Genomic DNA, 20,336 nt, shown 5'->3' with positions numbered 1-20,336 from the left:
TTATTTTACCTTACTATAGCCTAAATATGGTTATAGTAAGGTTATCTAAAAATAAAAAACTAATTAATTATAATGGGATCGATTGGCTATAACGATATTGATTATTTCTATCTAATTTATGGATACGAATTTGATTCACAACATCTCGAATCGTTTCACAATCTTCCAATTCAGAAGCAAAAATCATTCGAGAAATGACTTGTTCTAATGAAAATGTCCAATATAATGACATTAATGGATTAATAAATAACTCACTGTCTTGTGTCAAACTTGTACGATGTATATTACCAAAATCCCCTTCTAAAGCACCTGCAATAGAATTAGCCACAATACTTTGTCTATTATTTTTCTCATTTAAATAATGTATTAGTGCTAAATAGCGTTTACCTTCTGGCATATCTTGAGTTAAAGAAAATGTTCCTAGGTAACCATCTTCTTTGATTAAGGTAGAAACATTCTCTAAAAAATTATAATGGTTAACTCCATGAAAATGATCAACACCAAATCCTATTGAAACTAAATATTTATTAGGTACATCAGTTTTTGCTGCAGCAACCATAGAATTTGCATCTTCAACAATGGTACCCAATCCTCTTTCATCACCAAAAATAATACTGTCTGTTCCACCATCAACTAAAACTAAACTATCTACCTGATATTCCTCTATTAAATAATTATAGGCTCGTCTTAATGGCTGTACTCCTAGACCATAATAAAATGTGTAGATGGGTATATTTACTTGATCATTTTCCCAAAACCATTCTGATGTATATTTTTCAGGAAAATAATCCAAATTAATGGCATCTTTTGTAACTTTATAGGTTCCATAGAAAACTCTTTGGCTTTGACTTTTCTCTAAATCAGAAAATGAGCAAAAAGAGTAATTGGCTAAAACCACTTCTTTTTTTAAAACTCGAGTAATATACAGGTATAAAGGGATCCCATGAACAAAATCAAAGCCTCCTCCTGCACCCACCATTAAAAAACGTTCACCTTTTTCCAAGGCATTCCAAAAGGGGATTTTCATATAAATTCTCTTGATTAAAAAATCTATTAAAGAACCGATATTCTAAAATAAAATATGAAACCTAATTCATCTAATATCATATTTTTATTAATTACCGATAATACACCCCTATTTGTTGGCCTTTAATCTCTTCCACTTTAACTGGCGTATCAAAGATATCTTCCAAAATATCTGATTTCATTAACTCATCTGGCGTGCCATTATAAATAATCTTCCCCTGACGCATCGCCACAATTTTATCAGAATATGCAGAAGCAAAATTAATATCATGCACCACCAAAACGATTGTTTTGCCTAACTCGTCTGCAGCTCGTCTGATTTGCTTCATCATGGCAACAGAATGTTTCATATCCAAATTATTGAGCGGTTCATCTAATAAAACATAATCCGTGTCCTGACACAATACCATAGCAACATAAGCTCTTTGCCTTTGTCCACCAGATAACTCATCTAAAAAACGATTTTGCAAGGGGGTTAAATTTAAAAAAGAGAGAGCCATATCAATTTTTTCATGATCCTGTTTATTTAATCGGCCTTTAGTGTAAGGATAACGCCCAAACCCAACTAACTCTCTAATAGTTAAGCGACTGGTAAACTGGTTTTCCTGGCGCAGGATTGATAAAGAACGAGCCAATATATTGCTATTTGTCTGTGTAATATCCAATCCATTCACACAAATTTTGCCTTTTTCTAAAGGTAATAAACGTCCCATAGAAGACAGCAAAGTCGATTTCCCTGCACCATTAGGTCCAATAATAGAAGTAATTCCCCCTTTTGGAATCACAACAGAGACATCATCTAAAATAACAGTTTGACCATAATGTTTGGTCACATTATGTACTTCTATCATAACGAAGCCTTTTTCAACAATAAAACCAAAAACAACATACCACCAATAAAATTAATCACAACAGATAATGTGCCTGCCATATCAAATATATGTTGTAAAATTAACTGTCCACCAACTAATGCAATAACCCCTAATAAAAATGCAGCGGGTAATAACAAACGATGCTGATAAGAACCAATTAATTGATAAGCCAGAGAAGCAACTAAAAAACCAAAAAAAGTCATAGGCCCCACTAATGCAGTAGAAACAGAAACCAAAATAGATACAATAATCAGTAAAATAGACACATTTTTACGGTAGCTTAATCCTAATGTAATCGCTGTATTCCGACCTAATGCAATCACATCAATACGATACCTTAAACGCCAAATGATGAATGCTAATACCCCAATAACAATAAAAGAAATAATCAACAAAGGCACTTCAACACTGGCAAAACGAGCAAACATTCTACCCTGCAAAATAGCAAATTCATTTGGGTTAAGTAGTCTTTGCATAAAAGAGGCCAAACTATTAAATAGAGAGCCACATATGATACCAACCAATAAAATAAGATATAAGTTATTGTGTTGTATGTTAAATAGCCAGTGATATAAAACTAAAGAAAAAACCACCATAAACATGGTTTCTGCTATAAATTTAAGATTTGGATCAAGTAAAATAAAATACTCTTCCCCGCCAACAAACAATGCTGTTGTTTGAATCAATACAAATAAGGCCTCGAACCCCATAATAGAAGGTGATAAAATTCTATTATTGGTGACACTTTGAAAAATAACAGTAGAAACCCCTGCAGCAAATGCCACCAAAATCATCGCACAAATAGTGATTACCCTACGAGTAAGGACATAATTTAAATTACCTTGTAAATTAACAAGTAAAAACAACATTATCATCAGTAACGCCACAACGGACATAATCAATAAATTACGTAGGGGTTTATTACTTAAACACTTGATTACTTTAGTGAACATAACGTCTATTCCTCAAAATAATCATTAAAAATAGTGCTGCCCCCACAACCCCCATAATAGAACCTGCTGGAATTTCAAATGGCATAATCACCAGTCGTCCTAAAATATCACATAAAAGGACAATTCCTCCACCTAACAGGCAAATCCAAGGAATATTTTTTCGTACATTATCCCCTACAATTAAACTGACAATATTGGGGACAATTAACCCAAGAAAAGGTAGGGTACCAACAACAACAACGACAACACCACTAATAACGGCAACAATCAGTAGCCCAAAAATCATGGTTAATTGATAATTTAAGCCAACATTAATAGAAAACTCTTTCCCCATGCCAATGATGGTAAAACGATCAGCACTAAAACAAGCCAATATAGTCAATATGCCAATCAACCATAATAATTCATAGCGGCCTCTTAAAATATTAGAAAAATCACCCGCATCCCAGCTAATTAAAGATTGTAACAAATCAAAATGTAACGCCAAAAAAGTCGTTAGTGATTGAATCACCGCACCCAACATCATCCCTAATAAAGGCACAATAATGGCAGATTTTAATGAGACTCTACGCAAAATCAGTAAGAATAAAAATGAACCAAACAATGCCATCAGACTTGCAGCAATCATCTTAGTCATAATGGATGCACTAGGGTACAAAACAGTCACCAAAATAATACCAAGTGAAGCAGATTGAGTTGCGCCACTGGTGCTAGGCTCAACAAATTTATTTTGAGTAATCAGTTGCATAATTAAACCAGCAACACTCAAAGCACAGCCAACCAAAATTAAAGCAGCTGTACGAGGAAAACGGCTAATAAAAAAAACTTCTCTTGCTTGAGTATTATTCCATAGATCACTGGGCACAATATCTTTTACACCAATAAATAAACTGGCAAATGCAAGTAAGGATAAAATCAAAAAAGCGAAAAATAAAGTAATAATTCGTTTCACACATCTACTCTTTATTTATAAAATACTGAAAAAGCCAAAAGCGTGCACACAAAAATGTACACGCTCTTATTCAAAGCAGCAGACTATTTAGACAAGACTTCATCTATTTGCTTAACAAGCTCTTGATAAGTTCTCAAACCACCTGCAATATATAATGCGGGTGAATCTAAATAAATTATATGATTATTTTCTTGAGCTTTTGTTTTATTAATTAATTGGTTATCCAATACCTTCTTCGCAGCGGCATTGGCCTCAGACTCACCAATAGCCGTATCCCTATCTATCACAAAGATCCAATCTGGATTGGTTTCCAATATAAACTCAGGAGACACCACATTACCATGTCGCCCTTCTGAAGGAAAATTTGCAGCTGGTTTAAAACTCAAAGAGTCAAACACAAAACCAAAACGGGAACCCGGACCATAAGCCGATATTTTGCCCCCACTGATCATTAAAACCAGAGCTGTCCCCGCTTGAGAAGACTTTTCTTTTGTTTTCTCAATACTTTGATCCAATAATTCAATTTGTTTAGCGGCCTGTGCCTCTTTACCAAAAATTTTACCCGCTGTTTGCGCTCTTGCTTTTAAGCTTTCTAAGAAATGACTATTATCAAGAGATAAATCAATTGTTGGCGCTATTTTTTCAAGTTCAGAAAAAGCCTTTTCTGCACGTCCGCTACCAATGATCAAATCCGGATTAGCATTACTGATATTTTCAAAATTAGGTTCAAACAAAGTTCCTGCATTAATGTATTTAGGGTCTTTATACTTTGCTATATTTTTAGGAAAAGAGGTACTTGCCTGTGGCACACCGGCAACTTCAACACCTAAAAGATCTAAAGTATCCAACAAAGCCATATCGAAAATAATAACTTTTTGTGGATGCTCTGGAATTTGAGTTGTTCCTCTGACATGCTCAAGAGAAACCATTTTTGATGAAACCTGACTATCAGCGCCTTCTTTACAACCAGATAAAGCCAAAACAGCTGCACAAGTCATTGCCAAGATTTTAGTACATTTAATCATAGAGAAAACTACCTTTGTATCATTAAGATGGTTTAAAATGAATTTGATATTGATTCTTATTTACCTTTGTATAATACTAGAAAATAAAACAAAAAGCACCTATTTTATTTTGCTTTATTTATCCAAATGTTCTTTATTTATTGTAAAAAAAGTACATCAATCAAGCATAAATAATATGAAACAAAACAGAATCTACTAATTATTGTTATAATAATAGAATTGTTTATTATTAAATTACTCATGAAAACACAAAAAATAGTTGTTGGACTTTCTGGAGGAGTTGATTCATCAGTCACCGCTCACCTTTTAAAAGAAAAAGGCCATGATGTACTGGGTGTGTTTATGCAAAACTGGGAAGATGACAACAATGATGAGTATTGCTCAATCAAACAAGATGCTCTAGATGCAATGGCAGTTGCAGATATTTTGAATATAGATATTGATATAGTCAACTTTGCTTCAGAATATAAAGACAAAGTTTTTGCTTACTTTTTACAAGAATATCAAGCCGGCAGAACCCCTAACCCCGATGTATTGTGTAATGCCGAAATAAAATTCAAATGTTTTTTAGAATACGCCCTCTCAAAAGATGCCGAAGTTATTGCAACAGGGCATTATGCTCGTAAACAACTAAAAGATGGCATACATTATTTACTCAAAGGTTTAGATACGAATAAAGATCAAAGCTATTTTCTTTATCGTTTAAATCCCTATCAATTGTCTCATGCCATTTTTCCTCTAGGCGACATGGACAAACCTGAAGTGAGAAAAATCGCAGCACACATTCAGTTACCAACGGCCACCAAAAAAGACAGTACAGGTATCTGTTTTATCGGAGAGCGTCCTTTTAGAGCATTTTTACAGCAATATCTGCCCACTCAAAAAGGACTCATGGTGACACCAGAAGGAAAAACGGTGGGTGAACATCTGGGGTTAATGTACTACACACTTGGACAACGTCAAGGTTTAGGGATTGGTGGGCCAGGAGAACCATGGTTTGTTGCCAGTAAAAACTTAGCCTCGAATGAATTAATTGTGGTACAAGGGCATGATCATCCTCTTTTATTTCAGTCTGAACTGATTATGTCAGATTTAAGCTTTACTTTAGGCCAAACACCACAAGAAGGTGAATATACAGCCAAAACACGTTATCGTATGGCAGATGCTCAGTGTACACTTACTTATTTAAATACCAACAAAACACAAGCAAAGCTTATTTTTAAACAACCTCAATGGGCCATCACACCAGGACAATCTGCTGTTTTATATCAAAATGATATTTGTCTTGGTGGCGGCATTATCCTTTAAAGACAATCACACTATTTATCATCATGATACGGAGTCATCAAAACAAAATGGAAAAAATTTGGTTAAAACACTATCCTGAAGGCGTAAAAGCAGAAATTGACTTAAATCAATTTAAATCAATTTCTGATGTTTTTTTCCATAGTTGCAAGAAATATGCCAATTTACCCGCATTCTATAATTTAGGAAAAACAATTTCTTTTAAAGAAACCGAGCAAATGGTGCTACACTTTGCCAGTTTTTTACGTAATCATTTAAAGCTAGAACCTGGCGAGCGGGTTGCGATTATGATGCCTAATGTCTTGCAATACCCTATCGCGCTATTTGGTACATTATGTGCTGGACTCGTTGTAGTCAATGTAAATCCCCTATATACTCCTAGAGAGTTAGAACACCAACTTAAAGACAGTGGTGCAACAACAATTATTGTTTTAGAAAACTTTGCCAATAATTTGGAACAAATCCTTGAACATACCGATATTAAAAATGTGGTTTTAACCAATGTTGGTGATTTATTAGGTACCCTAAAAGGCTCATTCATTAACTTCACACTCAAGCATATTAAAAAAGTTATTCCAAATCACCGCCTTAAAGAAAAAGCCATTTTCTTTAAAAATGCCTTATATTTAGGCTCAAATAAAGACTTTACCCCAACAGAATTGAACCACAATCATTTGGCTTTTTTACAATATACTGGCGGCACAACAGGGGTAGCCAAAGCGGCTATGCTCAGCCATGGCAATATGGTTGCCAATATGTTACAAGCTTATGAATGGATCAATGGTGACTTACAAGATGGGCACGAAGTCGTTGTCACGGCTTTACCCTTATATCATGTGTTCTCTTTAACAGCAAACCTTTTAACCTTTGTAAAAACAGGAGGGAAAAACGTACTCATCACCAACCCAAGAGACATAGCAGGTTTTATTGAAGAACTCAAAAAACATAAAATCACCGTTTTAACAGGTGTCAATACCCTATTTAATGCTTTAGTTAACCACCCTAATTTCAAAACCGTTGACTTTTCAACTTGGAAATATGCTCTTGGCGGTGGCATGGCAGTACAACAAGCCGTTGCTGAATCATGGAAAAAAATCACAGGAATACCTATTTGTGAAGCATATGGCCTAACAGAAACCAGCCCAGCTGCATGTATTAACTTACTAAATATGGAAGACCATACAGGTGGTATTGGGTTACCTATTTCATCAACAGAAGTCTCTATCCGTGATGATATGGGTAATGAATTACCAATTGGTCAATCAGGTGAGTTATTTATTAAAGGCCCCCAAGTAATGCAAGGTTACTGGGGCTATCCAGAAGAAACAGCCAAAGTTCTTGGCAAAGACGGTTTTTTAGCAACAGGTGATATCGGTGTTATGGATCAAAATGGCTTCATTAAATTGGTTGACCGAAAAAAAGACATGATTGTTGTATCAGGGTTTAATGTTTACCCAAATGAACTGGAAGATGTCATTGCCAGCCATCCCAAAGTCCTTGAAGTTGCTTGTATTGGTGTACCTAGTGAAAAAACAGGTGAAGCCATTCGCGTGTTTATTGTCCCCCAAAGCCCAGATTTAACAAAAGAAGAAATCATCAACTTTTGTAAAGAACGCCTAACGGCTTATAAAGTGCCCAAAGACATTATTTTCAAAGATGACTTACCAAAAAGTAATGTAGGTAAAATATTACGCCGCTCCTTAAGAGACGAACCTACAAATAAATAAAATCCTTTAATTGCTATAGATTTTAAAGATTAAATATATTTTAATTGGCAATCTATAGCAATTTTTAATTAAAAATTTTTAGAAAATAATAGTAAAGTTACCCAAAAATCATTCTTCTAAAAATCAGGCACACAAATATGTACACTCAAGTAGAATCTGACGTAAATCAGGCCTTAACTGTTATACAAAACTTTATTTCTTCGATACGTCCAAGCTCAAAAAACATTGAACAAGCCTCTGTTAATTTGAGTAACATCATTGAGCAACTAAAAGAAGATTCTGAATATGCACATAAAATACGTGATAATATTTTATGTCTTTTACAAAACACTCGGCAAATTCCTTTGTTTGCAGAACAAGGATTATTAAGTAACAATGGCTTTTTTAGTAGCCTAAAAAGCCGTTTAATACGCAAACTATTACCTATTCCACCAAATAATCACTCCTTACAAAGTGTATTTGGGCAAATATTTAATCATCCTGATGACCCCATTTGGCTAAGCAGTATTGACAGCAAACTATGGCAAAAATGGTGGTTATCTCTTCGCTGGAAAAATACAGAAGAATCAGTCGCGCCCGCTTTAAGTTATACCAGACAACAAATAATGGATGCTATTTTGGTTGTCTGCACACGAATAAGCGCCATAGGTTTAGAACCCGAATTAGTCAGACTATATCCTCAAATTGAACAACATGAATCCCCTTTTTTATACTTAAACGCAGAAGTACAACGCTATATTGCGCACTATAGAAACTCAGATCAAGAAGGTACACCTCCAGAGCAGAATGACAAGCATATTCAGGTATTGTTAGAACAATGTCAGGACATTATAGACAAAATTCATAAAAATGCAGCAGTTTATGGTATTTCTATTAATTTAACTTATCTAATTGTTCGTTTAGAGCAACACCTAGCTAGGATACATACATTACTGGCATTATTACGTTCAGACCAACAAGAAGCCAGTGATGCATCAAAATTTACGATTATTCGTGAATTCCTAATTGAGTTGGCTTATGCAGAAAGTAGAAAAAACAGCATTTCTGATTTAAGCAAGAGAAATACTGAAATTGTCGCATTACGAATTACAGAACATGCTGGTCGACATGGTGAGCATTACATCGCAGAAGATAAAAAACAATGGTTAAAAATGCTCAAAGCAGCGATGGGTGCTGGTTTTATTATTGCCTTCATGGCTATGTTTAAATTAGGTTTGGCTCATGAGCATTTACCTATTCTCACTCAAGGCTTGGCATTTGGATTAAATTACGCATTAGGGTTCATGCTGATTCATGTATTGGGTTTTACCGTGGCAACAAAGCAGCCAGCTATGACAGCAGCAACAATTGCTGCCGTTATTCACGAACGTAAAGGCCATAATAAAAAAGCTCAAGAAGAAAATACAAAGAACTTAGCAAATTTAGTCGTCAAAGTATTGCATACTCAATTTATTGCCGTATTGGGTAATATTATTCTAGCAGCACCTGTGGCTTTATTTATCGCCTATGTTTGGCATATCCTTACAGGAACTTATATTGCGGGCGTTCCAAAAGCCCAAATATTGATTGCTGAAACACAACCATTCCCAGGTTTAGCACTTTTCTATGCGGCAATCGCAGGAGTTTACTTGTTTTTATCTGGTCTTATAGCTGGTTATTATGACAATCAAGCATCTTACCATCGACTTTCCGAAAGAATTGCAAACCAACCTTATCTTAATCGCCTGATGGGCCCTAAAAACAGCCAACGATTAGGGCAATACTTACACGATCATCTAGGTGGACTATTCAGCAACTTTTATTTTGGCATGTTTTTAGGCTTAACAGGTAGTATTGGGGCAATATTAGGTTTACCATTAGATATACGTCATATCACGTTTTCAGCAGCCAATACAGCCTATGCTGTTTATACATTAGATTTTCAATTGTCCCCCATGTTATGGACAACAACCATATTAGGTGTACTGTTAATAGGTGTGATTAATTTAAGTGTCAGCTTCAGCTTGGCTTTGAATGTTGCATTACGTGCACGTAAACTGCCATTTAAACAAGCCCTACCCATTTTACCTGTTATTTTAAAACATCTATTACTGCGCCCTTGGGCCCTTATTCTTCCACCTAAAGCAGAAAAAACCGAAGAGAGCATACCAAAAGAAAATAAAGAAGATTAAATGAATATAAAAGCTCAAAAACATATATATGTTTTTGAGCTTTTAATTTATACCCATCAATGTAATAAATAACGGCTTACGAGTTGCTTTAACTTGATGAGTTGCCCATGAAAAAAATGCCCTGCGCCTGGAACAACAATTACAGGTAAATTTTGTGGGCGAGCCCATTCAAGAGCCATAGATAAAGTAATTACATCATCCTCTTCACCTTGAATAAGCATTGTCCGCTCAACATCAAAAGAGTCTGGAGCTGGAATCGTATATTTTCCAACAGCAGGTGCAACCAATAAAAGACGGGAAACAACTGTTTTTTGTGCAGAAAAAAGTGCTACATATCCCCCAAAAGAAAAACCAGCTAAAATAACCTCTTCTGTTTGATGAGATTGCTTTGCATACTCAATAATCGCCAGAACATCATCTACTTCACCTTTTCCATAATCATGCTCCCCAGCACTTAAACCAACCCCCCTTAAATTAGGGCAATAACACTCAAACCCTTCCTCACTTAAAGCTTTCGCAATTGTTTGAACGACTTTATTTGTATTAGTACCACCCTGTAAGGGATTAGGATGACAGATGATGGCCACGCCTTTAGGTGAAATCTGTGCAGGAATAATAATGGTTTCTAATTGACCAACAGGGCCAGTAATCATTAATGTATCTGGTTTTTTTATCATGATGTGTTTCTTTGATTATTTATACAGTGAAAAGCTATTTTGAATCAGTTTACAAGTTGTTTTCTTAAAAAAACTTTATACAATCGCTCACGCACGATATTTGGTGTTAATCTGACAGGCAATCTTAGTAACAAATTTAAAAACATCATTCCTTTATTAATCAAACCAATATGATATAAAGCTTTTTGTAATACAATGTCCTGCTTAAAATATTTAATGCCCCCTCTTTTTCTATAAGTATCTTGGCTGACACGAAAATACACTAAACTTTCATTTAAATTATAAAACTGAGCGCCATTTTTATACATTCGAATCCATAAATAATAATCCTCATTTAAATAAAAATCTTGATAATTTCCAACTGCTAACACACTATTTTTTCTAAATAATACCGTAGGATGATTGATTGGGTTTCGACGACATAAATAATGAGCAATTTCTTGATGTGTTTGTGGAACGGTTTTAACACGATCAATAAGCTGAGGATTATCAGAAAACTCATCAACCCATGATCCTAGAATATCAACTTCTGGATGTTCAACTAAAAAAGTTATTTGTTTTTCAAATCGCTCTGGTTTCGCAATATCATCGGCATCCATTCGAGCGACTAAGTCATATGAAGTTTGATTAAGCCCATAAGCTAAAGCTTCACCCAACCCCTTATTCTCAGACAGAGCACATACCTTTATGTTCAAGCAACCCAAATCTACAAATTTCTTAATAACTTGATGAGTCTCATCTGGAATAGGACCATCTAATACCAAAACAACCTCATTTGGTAGCAGTGTTTGAACGCTTAAACTCCCCAATGCCTCACTTAAAAAAACAGGATTATCTTTTATATAAGTAGACATTAATACGGAAAATGACTCTCTATCTTTTTCTATATTCATCATTATAAAAACTATTATCTATCACACAAATAATCTTTAGTTAAAAATACCCCACAAAAATTTAACATCTTCCACTTCGCAAGGAAAATCTGACTGTATCATACTCTGGCTAATATTATAAGTGAAAATAACTCAAAGATACAGCACAGAAGCACCTCTCTTAACCTTTAAGGTTAAAGTCGTATTTATGTGTGTAAACAACTTAAATATAGATAAAAATTTGCGTTAAAGCTGGCATCCCCACGGGGATTCGAACCCCGGTTACCGCCGTGAAAGGGCGATGTCCTAGGCCTCTAGACGATGGGGACCTAGTGATACTACATTGGCGCATCCGGAGCGATTCGAACGCCCGACCCTCTGGTTCGTAGCCAGATACTCTATCCAACTGAGCTACGGATGCAATTGAGAAAGCGGATGATACTCATAGCCTGATTTTTTGTCAAGAAAAAAAACCAAAAAAATTAATATTCATTTATTTTCCCTTGAAATGATTAGTGATTATTTTTCGATAAAGCGCTACAATAGTCTCCATTTTAACCAATGACAAACTTGATGCTTAGCACTTCTGAATCAAATTATATTGCAAAAATTTTAAATGACTTTTACCCCAAAATTGCCATTGTTGATGTTGAATCAACAGGAGGAGATTTATTATCTGACAGATTAACGGAAGTTGCTGTTATTCTAATTGAACATGGTCAGATTAAAGCATTCAACTGGTTAATTAACCCCAATCAACCCATCCCTCCTTTTGTTGCTAAATTAACAGGCATCAATGATGAAATGGTGCAAAATCAGCCAATTTTTGCTCTATATCAAGATGAAATTAAAGACAAACTCAATAATGCCGTTATTTTGGCTCATAATGTACGTTTTGACTATCACTTTTTAAAAAAAGAATATGCATTGATAGGACAACACCTATCTAACCGATTATTGTGTACAGTTAAATTATCAAAAAAACTCTATCCTGAGTTTAGAAAACATAATTTAGACAGTATTATTGAAAGAATGTCTATTCAACTACCTAATAGACATAGAGCATTACCCGATGCACAAGTACTATTATCATTTTTAGCGAAAACGGAACAGACATTAGGGACTTCCTTATTACTATCAACAATGGACGAATTACTCTACCCTAAAAAACTCCCCATAAGCACCTCTAGCCTTATTCAAGCACAACTTAATCATTTACCTGACTGCAATGGCTTTTTTGCATTTTTAGACCATAATAACACCCCTATTTTCAGTCAAGCATCTGATCAATTATTTTTCGAAGCAAATAATTGTTTTATTAATCTAATCGAAAATAAAAGACAAGAAGCGACTAAAATATATACTCATTTATCCTCTGGCTCTTTACAAACGCAAATAGAATTTTTAATTTGGCAAAATCAATTTCAAGTCACACCAGAGCAAATTGGTTTTACCGTTATATTAGAGCAAAATGAACAAGGCTTGCTCAACGCACATATTGTAAAAAAACAAATGGGTATGGAAGAAAATAAAACGTATGGTTATTTTGCTCACCCAAAAGCCGCAAAAAAAGCACTGCTCGAATGTGCACTCAAAAACCAATTATGCATAAATTCATTGGGAATTGTTCACCCCACCCCGCCACTACACACACCTTGTGCACAATGGCATTTAGATAATTGTTTTGGTGCTTGTATTCAAAAAGAAAGCATAAAAGAACACAATAAAAGGGTGCAAAATGCCTTAGATCAATTACCGATAAAAGACTGGGGATTCAAAAAAACCATCTCTTTTGAAGAAAAAAATCCCTTTTTCCCAGAACAATCAAGTTATTTCTCTTTTGATCAAGGAGCTATTCTTTTAGAAAATGGTCAACGTTTTTTTCATATTCAACTCTTAGCCACGATCAAACGTTTATTAAAAGAAAAACGTATTAAAGAACTGATAATCAAAAACTGATGGTTTTTCAAAATCAAAATTCATAATGACTATCTTTTAAATCAATTTTCATAAAATTATTAAGAAAATAGAAAACAGATCAAAACCATCAAATTTATTTTTAGAATAAAACTAATTTAAAATACACCTCATAGTTGATTTAACAATATAGTTATACAAATCAAAATACATTTTATTCATCAATAAAAAACAGCTTAACCCTTTATTAAACGGTATTTCAATAAAAATTTTTTAGATAAAATATCTGCTCTTCCTCTTATACCGTAAATAATGAGATAATGAACCAGTTTATTCCTATTTTTTTAGGTACCATTACATGCAAACTTACCTTAACTTAATGCAACATGTATTAGAACATGGTGTTGATAAAAGTGATCGGACAGGAACAGGCACTCGTTCTGTTTTTGGCTACCAAATGCGTTTTAACCTTACCGATGGTTTTCCTCTGGTGACCACAAAAAAATGTCATGTACGCTCTATTATTCATGAACTATTATGGTTTTTAAAAGGTGATACAAATATTAAGTATTTAAAGGATCATGGTGTCTCAATTTGGGATGAGTGGGCAGATGAACATGGAGAGTTAGGCCCTGTTTACGGCTATCAATGGCGTAGTTGGCCAACGCCAGATGGTCAACACATTGATCAAATCGCTCAATTAATTAAACAAATTAAACAAAATCCTGACTCACGCCGCTTAATTGTGTCTGCTTGGAACCCAGCTCTAGTTGACAAAATGGCTCTACCACCATGCCACGCTTTATTTCAATTTTATGTTGCACAAGGCAAACTATCTTGCCAACTATACCAGCGTAGTGCCGATATATTTTTAGGTGTACCATTTAATATTGCCAGCTATGCCTTATTAACATTAATGATTGCCCAAGTATGTGGTTTACAGCCAGGAGAATTTATTCATACACTTGGAGACGCTCATTTATATTCAAACCATTTTGAGCAAGCTAAACTCCAACTCACTCGTACCCCAAAATCATTACCAACAATGACATTGAATCCTAGCATTAACGATTTGTTTGATTTTAAATTTGAAGACTTCACTTTAGAACACTACGACCCTTATCCACCTATCAAAGCTGAGGTAGCAGTATGAGTACATTACAAAAAATTAGTTTAGTTGTTGCCATGGCAAATAATCGAGCTATTGGTGTCAATAATACTTTACCTTGGCATTTACCAGAAGATTTAAAACACTTCAAAGCAGCAACAACAGGGAAACCTATTATCATGGGTAGAAAGACTTGGGAATCTATCGGGCGAGCCCTTCCCAATAGAAGGAATATTATTGTCACCAATAATACTGACTATAGAGCTGAGGGTGCAGAAATATTTTTTGATTTAAATGATGCTATCTTAGCGTGTCAAACTGAACCTGAAATTTGTATTATTGGAGGGGCTAATATTTATACCCAAACTTTAGACAGAGCAACCGATCTAATAATTACACAGGTTGATCTTGATGTACAAGCAGATGCTTTTTTCCCTGAGTTTAACCAAGAAAATTGGCTCTTAACACAAGAAGAACAACACGTCAGCAAAACAGGGATTCATTATAAATTTATCCACTATGTAAAACAAACGACTTAATGAACATCAAAAATTGTATACTTATAAAAAAACCTCTCTATTTAAGAGAGGTTTTTTACTGAAAAATCTGAATTGAATCTTATTATTCAGCAGTACGATTTTTACCAGAAGCGGCAACAATAGCTAAATCACCACCACGTTTTAAAGCAACACTCTCTACCCCTTTAGGGAAGTTAATGTCAGAAATATGAACGATCTGACCACCAACGATTTTGCTTAAGTCTACTTCTAAAGATGTAGGAATATTATCTGGCAAGGCAAATACTTCAATACTATTAATCAAGCGAGAAATACGACCACCATGTAATTTTACGGCTGGAGAAATTTCTGCATTAACAAAATGTAATGGTACATTTGCTTTAATGATTTCTTTTTTATTCACACGTTGGAAATCAATGTGTTGCACAGCTGGTTTAAAAGGATGCATTTGGAAATCACGCACAAGTACCTCATCAACCTTACCATCAACAGATAGTTTAATGATTGAGCTATGAAAATCTTCACGTTGTAATGCATAATAAATTTCATTATGATCTAATACAATAACTTGTGCTTCTTTTTCATTACCATATACAACAGCCGGCAATTTACCTTCGCGACGCAGGCGGCGGCTCGCACCAGTGCCCTGTTCATTGCGTAAAGTTGCATTTAATTCGTAAGACATATAAAAACTCCTAAAGTATAAAAAATACATACTTTGGCCGCGACCAGCCCAAAATATGCTTTTATGGCAAGACTTTTCCTGCCATAACCAGCTCATCATTAAACAAATGAGACACGGATTCTTCATTGCTGATACGACGTACTGTCTCAGCCAACAAACCAGCAATAGATACCTGACGAATACGAGGGCAAGCCTTAGCATCGTCTCGCAAAGGAATGGTATCAGTAATCACAATTTGATCAATATCTGATGTGGCTATACGCTCTACTGCTTGACCCGAAAATACTGGGTGAGAAGCGTAAGCAATAACTTTACTCGCACCACGCTCTTTTAATGCTGATGCCGCCTTACATAAGGTATTGGCTGTATCAATCATGTCATCTATAATTAAACATGTACGCCCGTCAATATCCCCAATGATGTTCATCACCTCAGCTACATTTGCTTTTGGGCGACGCTTATCAATAATAGCCAAATCAACATCCAATGCTTTGGCCATTGCACGGGCACGAACCACTCCGCCAATATCAGGGCTAACAACCGTCAAATTTTCAAAACGCTGCGCCTGAATATCACGTAATAAAATAGGGGTAGCATAGATATTATCTACAGGAACATCAAAAAAACCTTGAATTTGATCTGCATGTAAATCAACTGTTAATAAGCGATCTACTCCAGCAGAATACAGCATATTTGCGACTAATTTTGCTGTAATAGGTACCCTTGCAGAACGAGGACGGCGATCTTGCCTAGCATAACCAAAATATGGCATAGCTGCAGTAATTCGACCTGCAGAAGCTCGTTTTAAGGCATCAGTAATCGCCAGAACTTCCATTAGATTGTCATTTGTTGGTGCACAAGTCGGCTGAAGAATAAATACATCCCGTCCACGAACATTTTCTAAAAGCTCTACAGCAACCTCACCATCAGAAAACTGCCCGACATCAGCCCTACCAAGAGAAATATCGAGATGCTTGACTACTTTTTCAGCCAAGTCTGGATTGGCGTTTCCTGTAAACACCATTAAGCTGTCATACGCTGCCATGTCTTGATCCGTCACAGATATAAACTTTATTTAACTTACTATAATAACACGAAAACAGTAAGGAGGGTTTGGTATTTAAAATACTCACAATAAAAAAGCGTGTAATTGAATTACACGCTTTTTTATATAGTCTGGCTGGGGTGGTAGGGATCGAACCTACGAATGCCGGAATCAAAATCCGGTGCCTTACCACTTGGCGACACCCCAAAAACAACTTCTTTAATCATTTAGAAGCGGGTGCTCTGTTAAACTATTCACACAATATGCTTCAAAACTTTCAGAAACTGCTTGAAAAACTTTTCTTGCCTCTTCTGACGAGTCGCATTCTAAAAAAACACAAGAACCAGAACCTGTCATTATTGGATAACCAAAAGGTTTCAGCGCATTCAATGCTTTGGCTACCTGAGGGTACTCTTTTAACACAACTTCCTGCAAATCATTCTTGCGTTCATCTGCGTTTTGGAGAGTGCGCATTATGCTTGGTGTAGAGTTTCTTGTCAAGTCTTTATGTGAAAATATTTTGGCTGTATTGATTAATTCATTTGGGTAAATAATAACGTACCACTTTTTAGGCACATGAATTTTGGTTAATTTTTCACCTATACCCTCAACAAAAGCATTGTTTCCAAAAACAAAAAAAGGCACATCTGCACCAAGGCGTACAGACAATTGAATCAGTTGCTCCCGAGAAAAATTGATTTGCCAAAGTTTATTCAATGCCAACAAAACAGTTGCTGCATCTGAACTGCCCCCACCTAGTCCGGCACCAATAGGAATCCGCTTATTTAACCAAATATCTACACCTTTTTGTACTTTACCCTCTATTTGCAAAAGCCTTGCCGCTTTAACGGTTAAATCATCTTCGGCTCTTTTGGCAAATGTTGAAGAGTGTAAATTGATTTGTGTGTCTATTCGGGGCAACAAATAAACTTCATCATTCAAATTAATAAAACAAAAAACACTTTCAAGTAAATGGTAACCATCTGCTCTTTGCCCTATAATGCTTAAACTAAGATTTAGCTTTGCTGGTGCAGGGAAAAACTGCGCCTCTTTATTGATTGGACAATACTGCTGATTTAAATATTTTCTGTTCTGATCTGACATAGTTGATGTATTTGTGTGTCTGTAAGCGTTGTAAAATCATCAAAAACAATACGAATATCAAGGTCTTTTCTGGTCAACTCCAGTCGACGAGGCTTAGAAGGCTGATCTGCCCAAACTGTTCTTTTTATGCTCCAACCCATTTGTTGCAAATTTCCTTCTTGATCAATATGATGAGGTATATTTGGCACAATAATACCTTGCATCCAAAAAGGTAAATTTTCTAAAGGTAAATCAAACCCCATTAAGTTTTTTGCCAACTGATCAATCGAATCGGCGTAGAATTTATTGGCACCAGAGACAGCAACAAGCCCTATCTGATCTTTACAAATTTGGCCAACTGTACTGCCCAATGGCGTTTTAACATCAAGCTGCTCTTGATCTGCATATTTTTCCCAATCAAAATGCGCACTATACCCCCGTCCATTAAAATTAACAGAAAGGCGCCCGTTACTTGAAAAAGCCTTTTCATATTCCTGAGCTACCTGCCACCGTGTTCTATCTTGTTTTGGCCCAAACACTGAACAGGCAGATAAAAGAAGAAGCAAACAGCAAGATAAAATAAACTTCTGCATTATTGAACACCATAACGCTTACGTGTATTTAATAAGGTTCTATCTTCTGCATTTTCTTCCATCCCTTTTTCCCAGATGACACGAGCTTCCTCTTTTCTACCCAGTTGCCACAAGACCTCTCCTAAATGCGCAGAAACTTCCGCATTAGGTAAATTTGAAAAAGCGTACTCTAACAAAGGCAATGCTTCTTCTGGTTGCCCTAATTTAAATAAAGCCCAACCTAAACTATCATTAATGGCAGCAGAATCTGGTTCTTGATCATATGCACGTTTAATCAAGTCATGAGCTTCTTGTTCATGCCCTTTAACAAAAAGCAAGGTATAGCCCAATGAATTCAACAAATCTGGATCATCAGGCTGTTTACCCAGTAACATTCTTAAATCTGTAACTGCTTTTTCTGGCTGCCCTAATACATCAGAAAAATAAAAAGACCTATCCCTGAGTAATGCATCTTTTCGATCTTCTGTCTTTGCTGTTTTAATGAGTTTATCTATAAATGTAAGATATTTTTGGTTTTGTTTATTCTTTTGATAAATGGTTAATTGTATATTTTCAGTATCTTCTTCAGAAAAAAAGACTCCTTTTTTTTGCATTTTTATAGCCTGATTAACATATTGTTGAGCCTGCTCAAACTGCCCTTCATCGACAGCGATCCAACTTAAAAACAGCATCTTATCAAAAAATAAATTTTTATCTGTCACTTTATTTAACCAGGACTTGGCAACTGCATTGTCCTTTAAATCATAAGACAAAGCACCCGCCAATAAAGCTGCTCTATCTTGTGTTGCACCACCTAAAGCATAAGCTTTTTCATAATAGGCCAAGGCTTCTTCTTTTGGTAAATCTAAACGCTGACTCAAATAACCAGCTTCAAGATATAAACTGGCTTGATCTTGCTGCTCTTTTAAAATTTCTTTTAGATTTTGATAAGCAACTGCAAATTTTTCCTGCATAATTAATGTTTCAATTTTAAAACGTTGCCAATCAAGGCTTAGCTGATCATTTGGTGTTTTTTCAAAAAAAGACACAATATATTCAGGCTTTCTTTGCAAAACCGTACCAATTAAATATTGTGACTCCGCATTAGGCGTTGGAATTAAAGTAATCATTTTTTTTAAATGCTTTACAACACCTTGCTGATCTTGAGCAACAGTTGCATATGCGGTTAAACACAATGCAGCTTCAGGCATTTCAGGATAATTTTTTGCAATTTTTTCTAATTGTTGGTAATTACGTTTAATATTATTGGTGTTTGAATCCACATACCCAGTTAACACAAGAAAATAACGAGCAACTTGATCTTCTGTTGCCTGTTTAAACATTTCTGGTAACATTTGCCAAGCTTCTGGCTTATTTTGTAAAAGTGCTAAATTCCACTTTGCTTCTTTTAGTTGGTTTGATGCGGTATTTGACTCAATACTTTGCCACTTATTTAATATTTCTTGAGCTTGATCTAACTGATTCAAGATTAAGGCTAAATCAAATGCTCTTTGTGCCACAGCTGGATCATTTGTTCTACTCAATAATCTTTTATAAAGTTCAAATGCGGCATTAGGGTTGCCCTTTTGCAATATCATTTCACTACTGAGTATCCCCACTACATTTGCAGCATCGACCAAACCTTGTCGTCTGGCCTCAATATCCTCTGAACCTAAAGCTGGCGCAGCAACAATAGGGGTTGAAATAGCTAATGCAATAGCCGTAGCACTTAATCTAAACAGATTCAAAATCATCTCCTAATTTCATACTTTCTATCATTCTCTGTATTCTAGGTTCAACACCAAACGCCTATATAACAGTTAAAACG

The 20,336-nt window shown here is 35.4% G+C and carries 18 protein-coding genes and 3 tRNA genes; 6 read left to right on the top strand and 15 right to left on the bottom strand.

What is annotated here, in order from left to right; all coding sequences use genetic code 11:
• Positions 1-67: 67 nt before the first annotated feature.
• The 5 genes from AADH04_RS13485 to AADH04_RS13465 form a co-directional block, all read right to left on the bottom strand.
• Positions 68-1,027 carry a DUF1152 domain-containing protein gene (locus AADH04_RS13485; RefSeq protein ID WP_434777790.1) on the bottom strand — a complete coding sequence of 320 codons (960 nt, stop codon included), beginning with the start codon at positions 1,025-1,027 and terminating at the stop codon, positions 68-70.
• 91 nt (positions 1,028-1,118) lie between these two features.
• Positions 1,119-1,877, bottom strand: coding sequence for an iron ABC transporter ATP-binding protein (locus AADH04_RS13480; protein WP_434777789.1), 759 nt, complete (start codon positions 1,875-1,877; stop codon positions 1,119-1,121).
• Positions 1,874-2,851: an iron chelate uptake ABC transporter family permease subunit gene (locus AADH04_RS13475; RefSeq protein ID WP_434777788.1), complete on the bottom strand. Its 978-nt coding sequence runs from the start codon at positions 2,849-2,851 to the stop codon at positions 1,874-1,876. Before AADH04_RS13475 ends, AADH04_RS13480 begins: the two co-directional genes overlap by 4 nt.
• Positions 2,841-3,803: an ABC transporter permease gene (locus tag AADH04_RS13470; protein WP_434777787.1), complete on the bottom strand. Its 963-nt coding sequence runs from the start codon at positions 3,801-3,803 to the stop codon at positions 2,841-2,843. Before AADH04_RS13470 ends, AADH04_RS13475 begins: the two co-directional genes overlap by 11 nt.
• Before the next feature lie 83 nt (positions 3,804-3,886).
• Positions 3,887-4,828, bottom strand: coding sequence for a siderophore ABC transporter substrate-binding protein (locus tag AADH04_RS13465; protein ID WP_434777786.1), 942 nt, complete (start codon positions 4,826-4,828; stop codon positions 3,887-3,889).
• Positions 4,829-5,068: 240 nt separating this feature from the next.
• Here AADH04_RS13465 and mnmA point away from each other — a divergent pair, with 240 nt between their 5' ends.
• The 3 genes from mnmA (at position 5,069) to AADH04_RS13450 (ending at position 10,031) form a co-directional block, all read left to right on the top strand.
• Positions 5,069-6,136 carry a tRNA 2-thiouridine(34) synthase MnmA gene (gene mnmA / locus AADH04_RS13460; protein ID WP_434777785.1) on the top strand — a complete coding sequence of 356 codons (1,068 nt, stop codon included), beginning with the start codon at positions 5,069-5,071 and terminating at the stop codon, positions 6,134-6,136.
• 47 nt (positions 6,137-6,183) lie between these two features.
• Positions 6,184-7,860 (top strand): AMP-binding protein, encoded by a 1,677-nt coding sequence (locus AADH04_RS13455; RefSeq protein WP_434777784.1) that lies wholly within the window; start codon positions 6,184-6,186, stop codon positions 7,858-7,860.
• Between the two features lie 137 nt (positions 7,861-7,997).
• Positions 7,998-10,031, top strand: a complete 2,034-nt coding sequence (locus AADH04_RS13450) for a site-specific recombinase (protein WP_434777783.1) — start codon at positions 7,998-8,000, stop codon at positions 10,029-10,031.
• Between the two features lie 56 nt (positions 10,032-10,087).
• Here AADH04_RS13450 and AADH04_RS13445 read toward each other — a convergent pair whose 3' ends face one another.
• The 4 genes from AADH04_RS13445 to AADH04_RS13430 all read right to left on the bottom strand — a co-directional run bounded on the left by AADH04_RS13445 (position 10,088) and on the right by AADH04_RS13430 (position 12,001).
• On the bottom strand, positions 10,088-10,705 hold the full coding sequence (locus AADH04_RS13445) for an alpha/beta hydrolase (RefSeq protein WP_434779853.1): 618 nt from the start codon (positions 10,703-10,705) through the stop codon (positions 10,088-10,090).
• Positions 10,706-10,752: 47 nt separating this feature from the next.
• Positions 10,753-11,604, bottom strand: a complete 852-nt coding sequence (locus AADH04_RS13440; protein WP_434777782.1) for a glycosyltransferase — start codon at positions 11,602-11,604, stop codon at positions 10,753-10,755.
• 229 nt (positions 11,605-11,833) lie between these two features.
• Positions 11,834-11,909 (bottom strand) — tRNA-Glu (locus tag AADH04_RS13435).
• A 15-nt stretch (positions 11,910-11,924) separates the two neighbouring features.
• Positions 11,925-12,001: transfer RNA gene (locus AADH04_RS13430), tRNA-Arg, on the bottom strand.
• Between the two features lie 152 nt (positions 12,002-12,153).
• Here AADH04_RS13430 and AADH04_RS13425 point away from each other — a divergent pair.
• The 3 genes from AADH04_RS13425 (at position 12,154) to AADH04_RS13415 (ending at position 15,144) form a co-directional block, all read left to right on the top strand.
• Positions 12,154-13,539 (top strand): exonuclease domain-containing protein, encoded by a 1,386-nt coding sequence (locus tag AADH04_RS13425; protein ID WP_434777781.1) that lies wholly within the window; start codon positions 12,154-12,156, stop codon positions 13,537-13,539.
• A 316-nt stretch (positions 13,540-13,855) separates the two neighbouring features.
• Positions 13,856-14,650: a thymidylate synthase gene (locus AADH04_RS13420; RefSeq protein ID WP_434777780.1), complete on the top strand. Its 795-nt coding sequence runs from the start codon at positions 13,856-13,858 to the stop codon at positions 14,648-14,650.
• Entirely contained in the window at positions 14,647-15,144 is a 498-nt protein-coding gene (locus AADH04_RS13415; RefSeq protein ID WP_434777779.1) for a dihydrofolate reductase, read from the top strand. The genes AADH04_RS13420 and AADH04_RS13415 overlap by 4 nt, the downstream gene beginning before the upstream one ends.
• Positions 15,145-15,226: 82 nt before the next feature.
• On the opposite strand, the gene AADH04_RS13410 is transcribed toward AADH04_RS13415, so the two are convergent.
• From AADH04_RS13410 to AADH04_RS13385, 6 genes are all read right to left on the bottom strand, one after another.
• A complete protein-coding gene (locus tag AADH04_RS13410) occupies positions 15,227-15,808 on the bottom strand; it encodes a 50S ribosomal protein L25/general stress protein Ctc (RefSeq protein WP_434777778.1) in 582 nt (193 codons plus the stop codon).
• A gap of 61 nt (positions 15,809-15,869) precedes the next feature.
• Positions 15,870-16,853, bottom strand: coding sequence for a ribose-phosphate pyrophosphokinase (locus AADH04_RS13405; protein ID WP_434779852.1), 984 nt, complete (start codon positions 16,851-16,853; stop codon positions 15,870-15,872).
• A 132-nt stretch (positions 16,854-16,985) separates the two neighbouring features.
• Positions 16,986-17,060 (bottom strand) — tRNA-Gln (locus AADH04_RS13400).
• Between the two features lie 12 nt (positions 17,061-17,072).
• Positions 17,073-17,957, bottom strand: coding sequence for a 4-(cytidine 5'-diphospho)-2-C-methyl-D-erythritol kinase (gene ispE / locus AADH04_RS13395; RefSeq protein ID WP_434777777.1), 885 nt, complete (start codon positions 17,955-17,957; stop codon positions 17,073-17,075).
• Positions 17,930-18,529 carry an outer membrane lipoprotein LolB gene (locus AADH04_RS13390; RefSeq protein WP_434777776.1) on the bottom strand — a complete coding sequence of 200 codons (600 nt, stop codon included), beginning with the start codon at positions 18,527-18,529 and terminating at the stop codon, positions 17,930-17,932. The genes ispE and AADH04_RS13390 overlap by 28 nt, the downstream gene beginning before the upstream one ends.
• Positions 18,529-20,256 (bottom strand): tetratricopeptide repeat protein, encoded by a 1,728-nt coding sequence (locus AADH04_RS13385; protein ID WP_434777775.1) that lies wholly within the window; start codon positions 20,254-20,256, stop codon positions 18,529-18,531. Before AADH04_RS13385 ends, AADH04_RS13390 begins: the two co-directional genes overlap by 1 nt.
• Positions 20,257-20,336: the final 80 nt, after the last annotated feature.

It is taken from the genome of Neisseria sp. Ec49-e6-T10 (genome assembly GCF_051132615.1).
In the GTDB taxonomy this organism is placed as follows: Bacteria; Pseudomonadota; Gammaproteobacteria; order Burkholderiales; family Neisseriaceae.
Note: the sequence above shows the minus strand (reverse complement) of the source record. Positions and strands in the feature narration are given on the sequence as shown.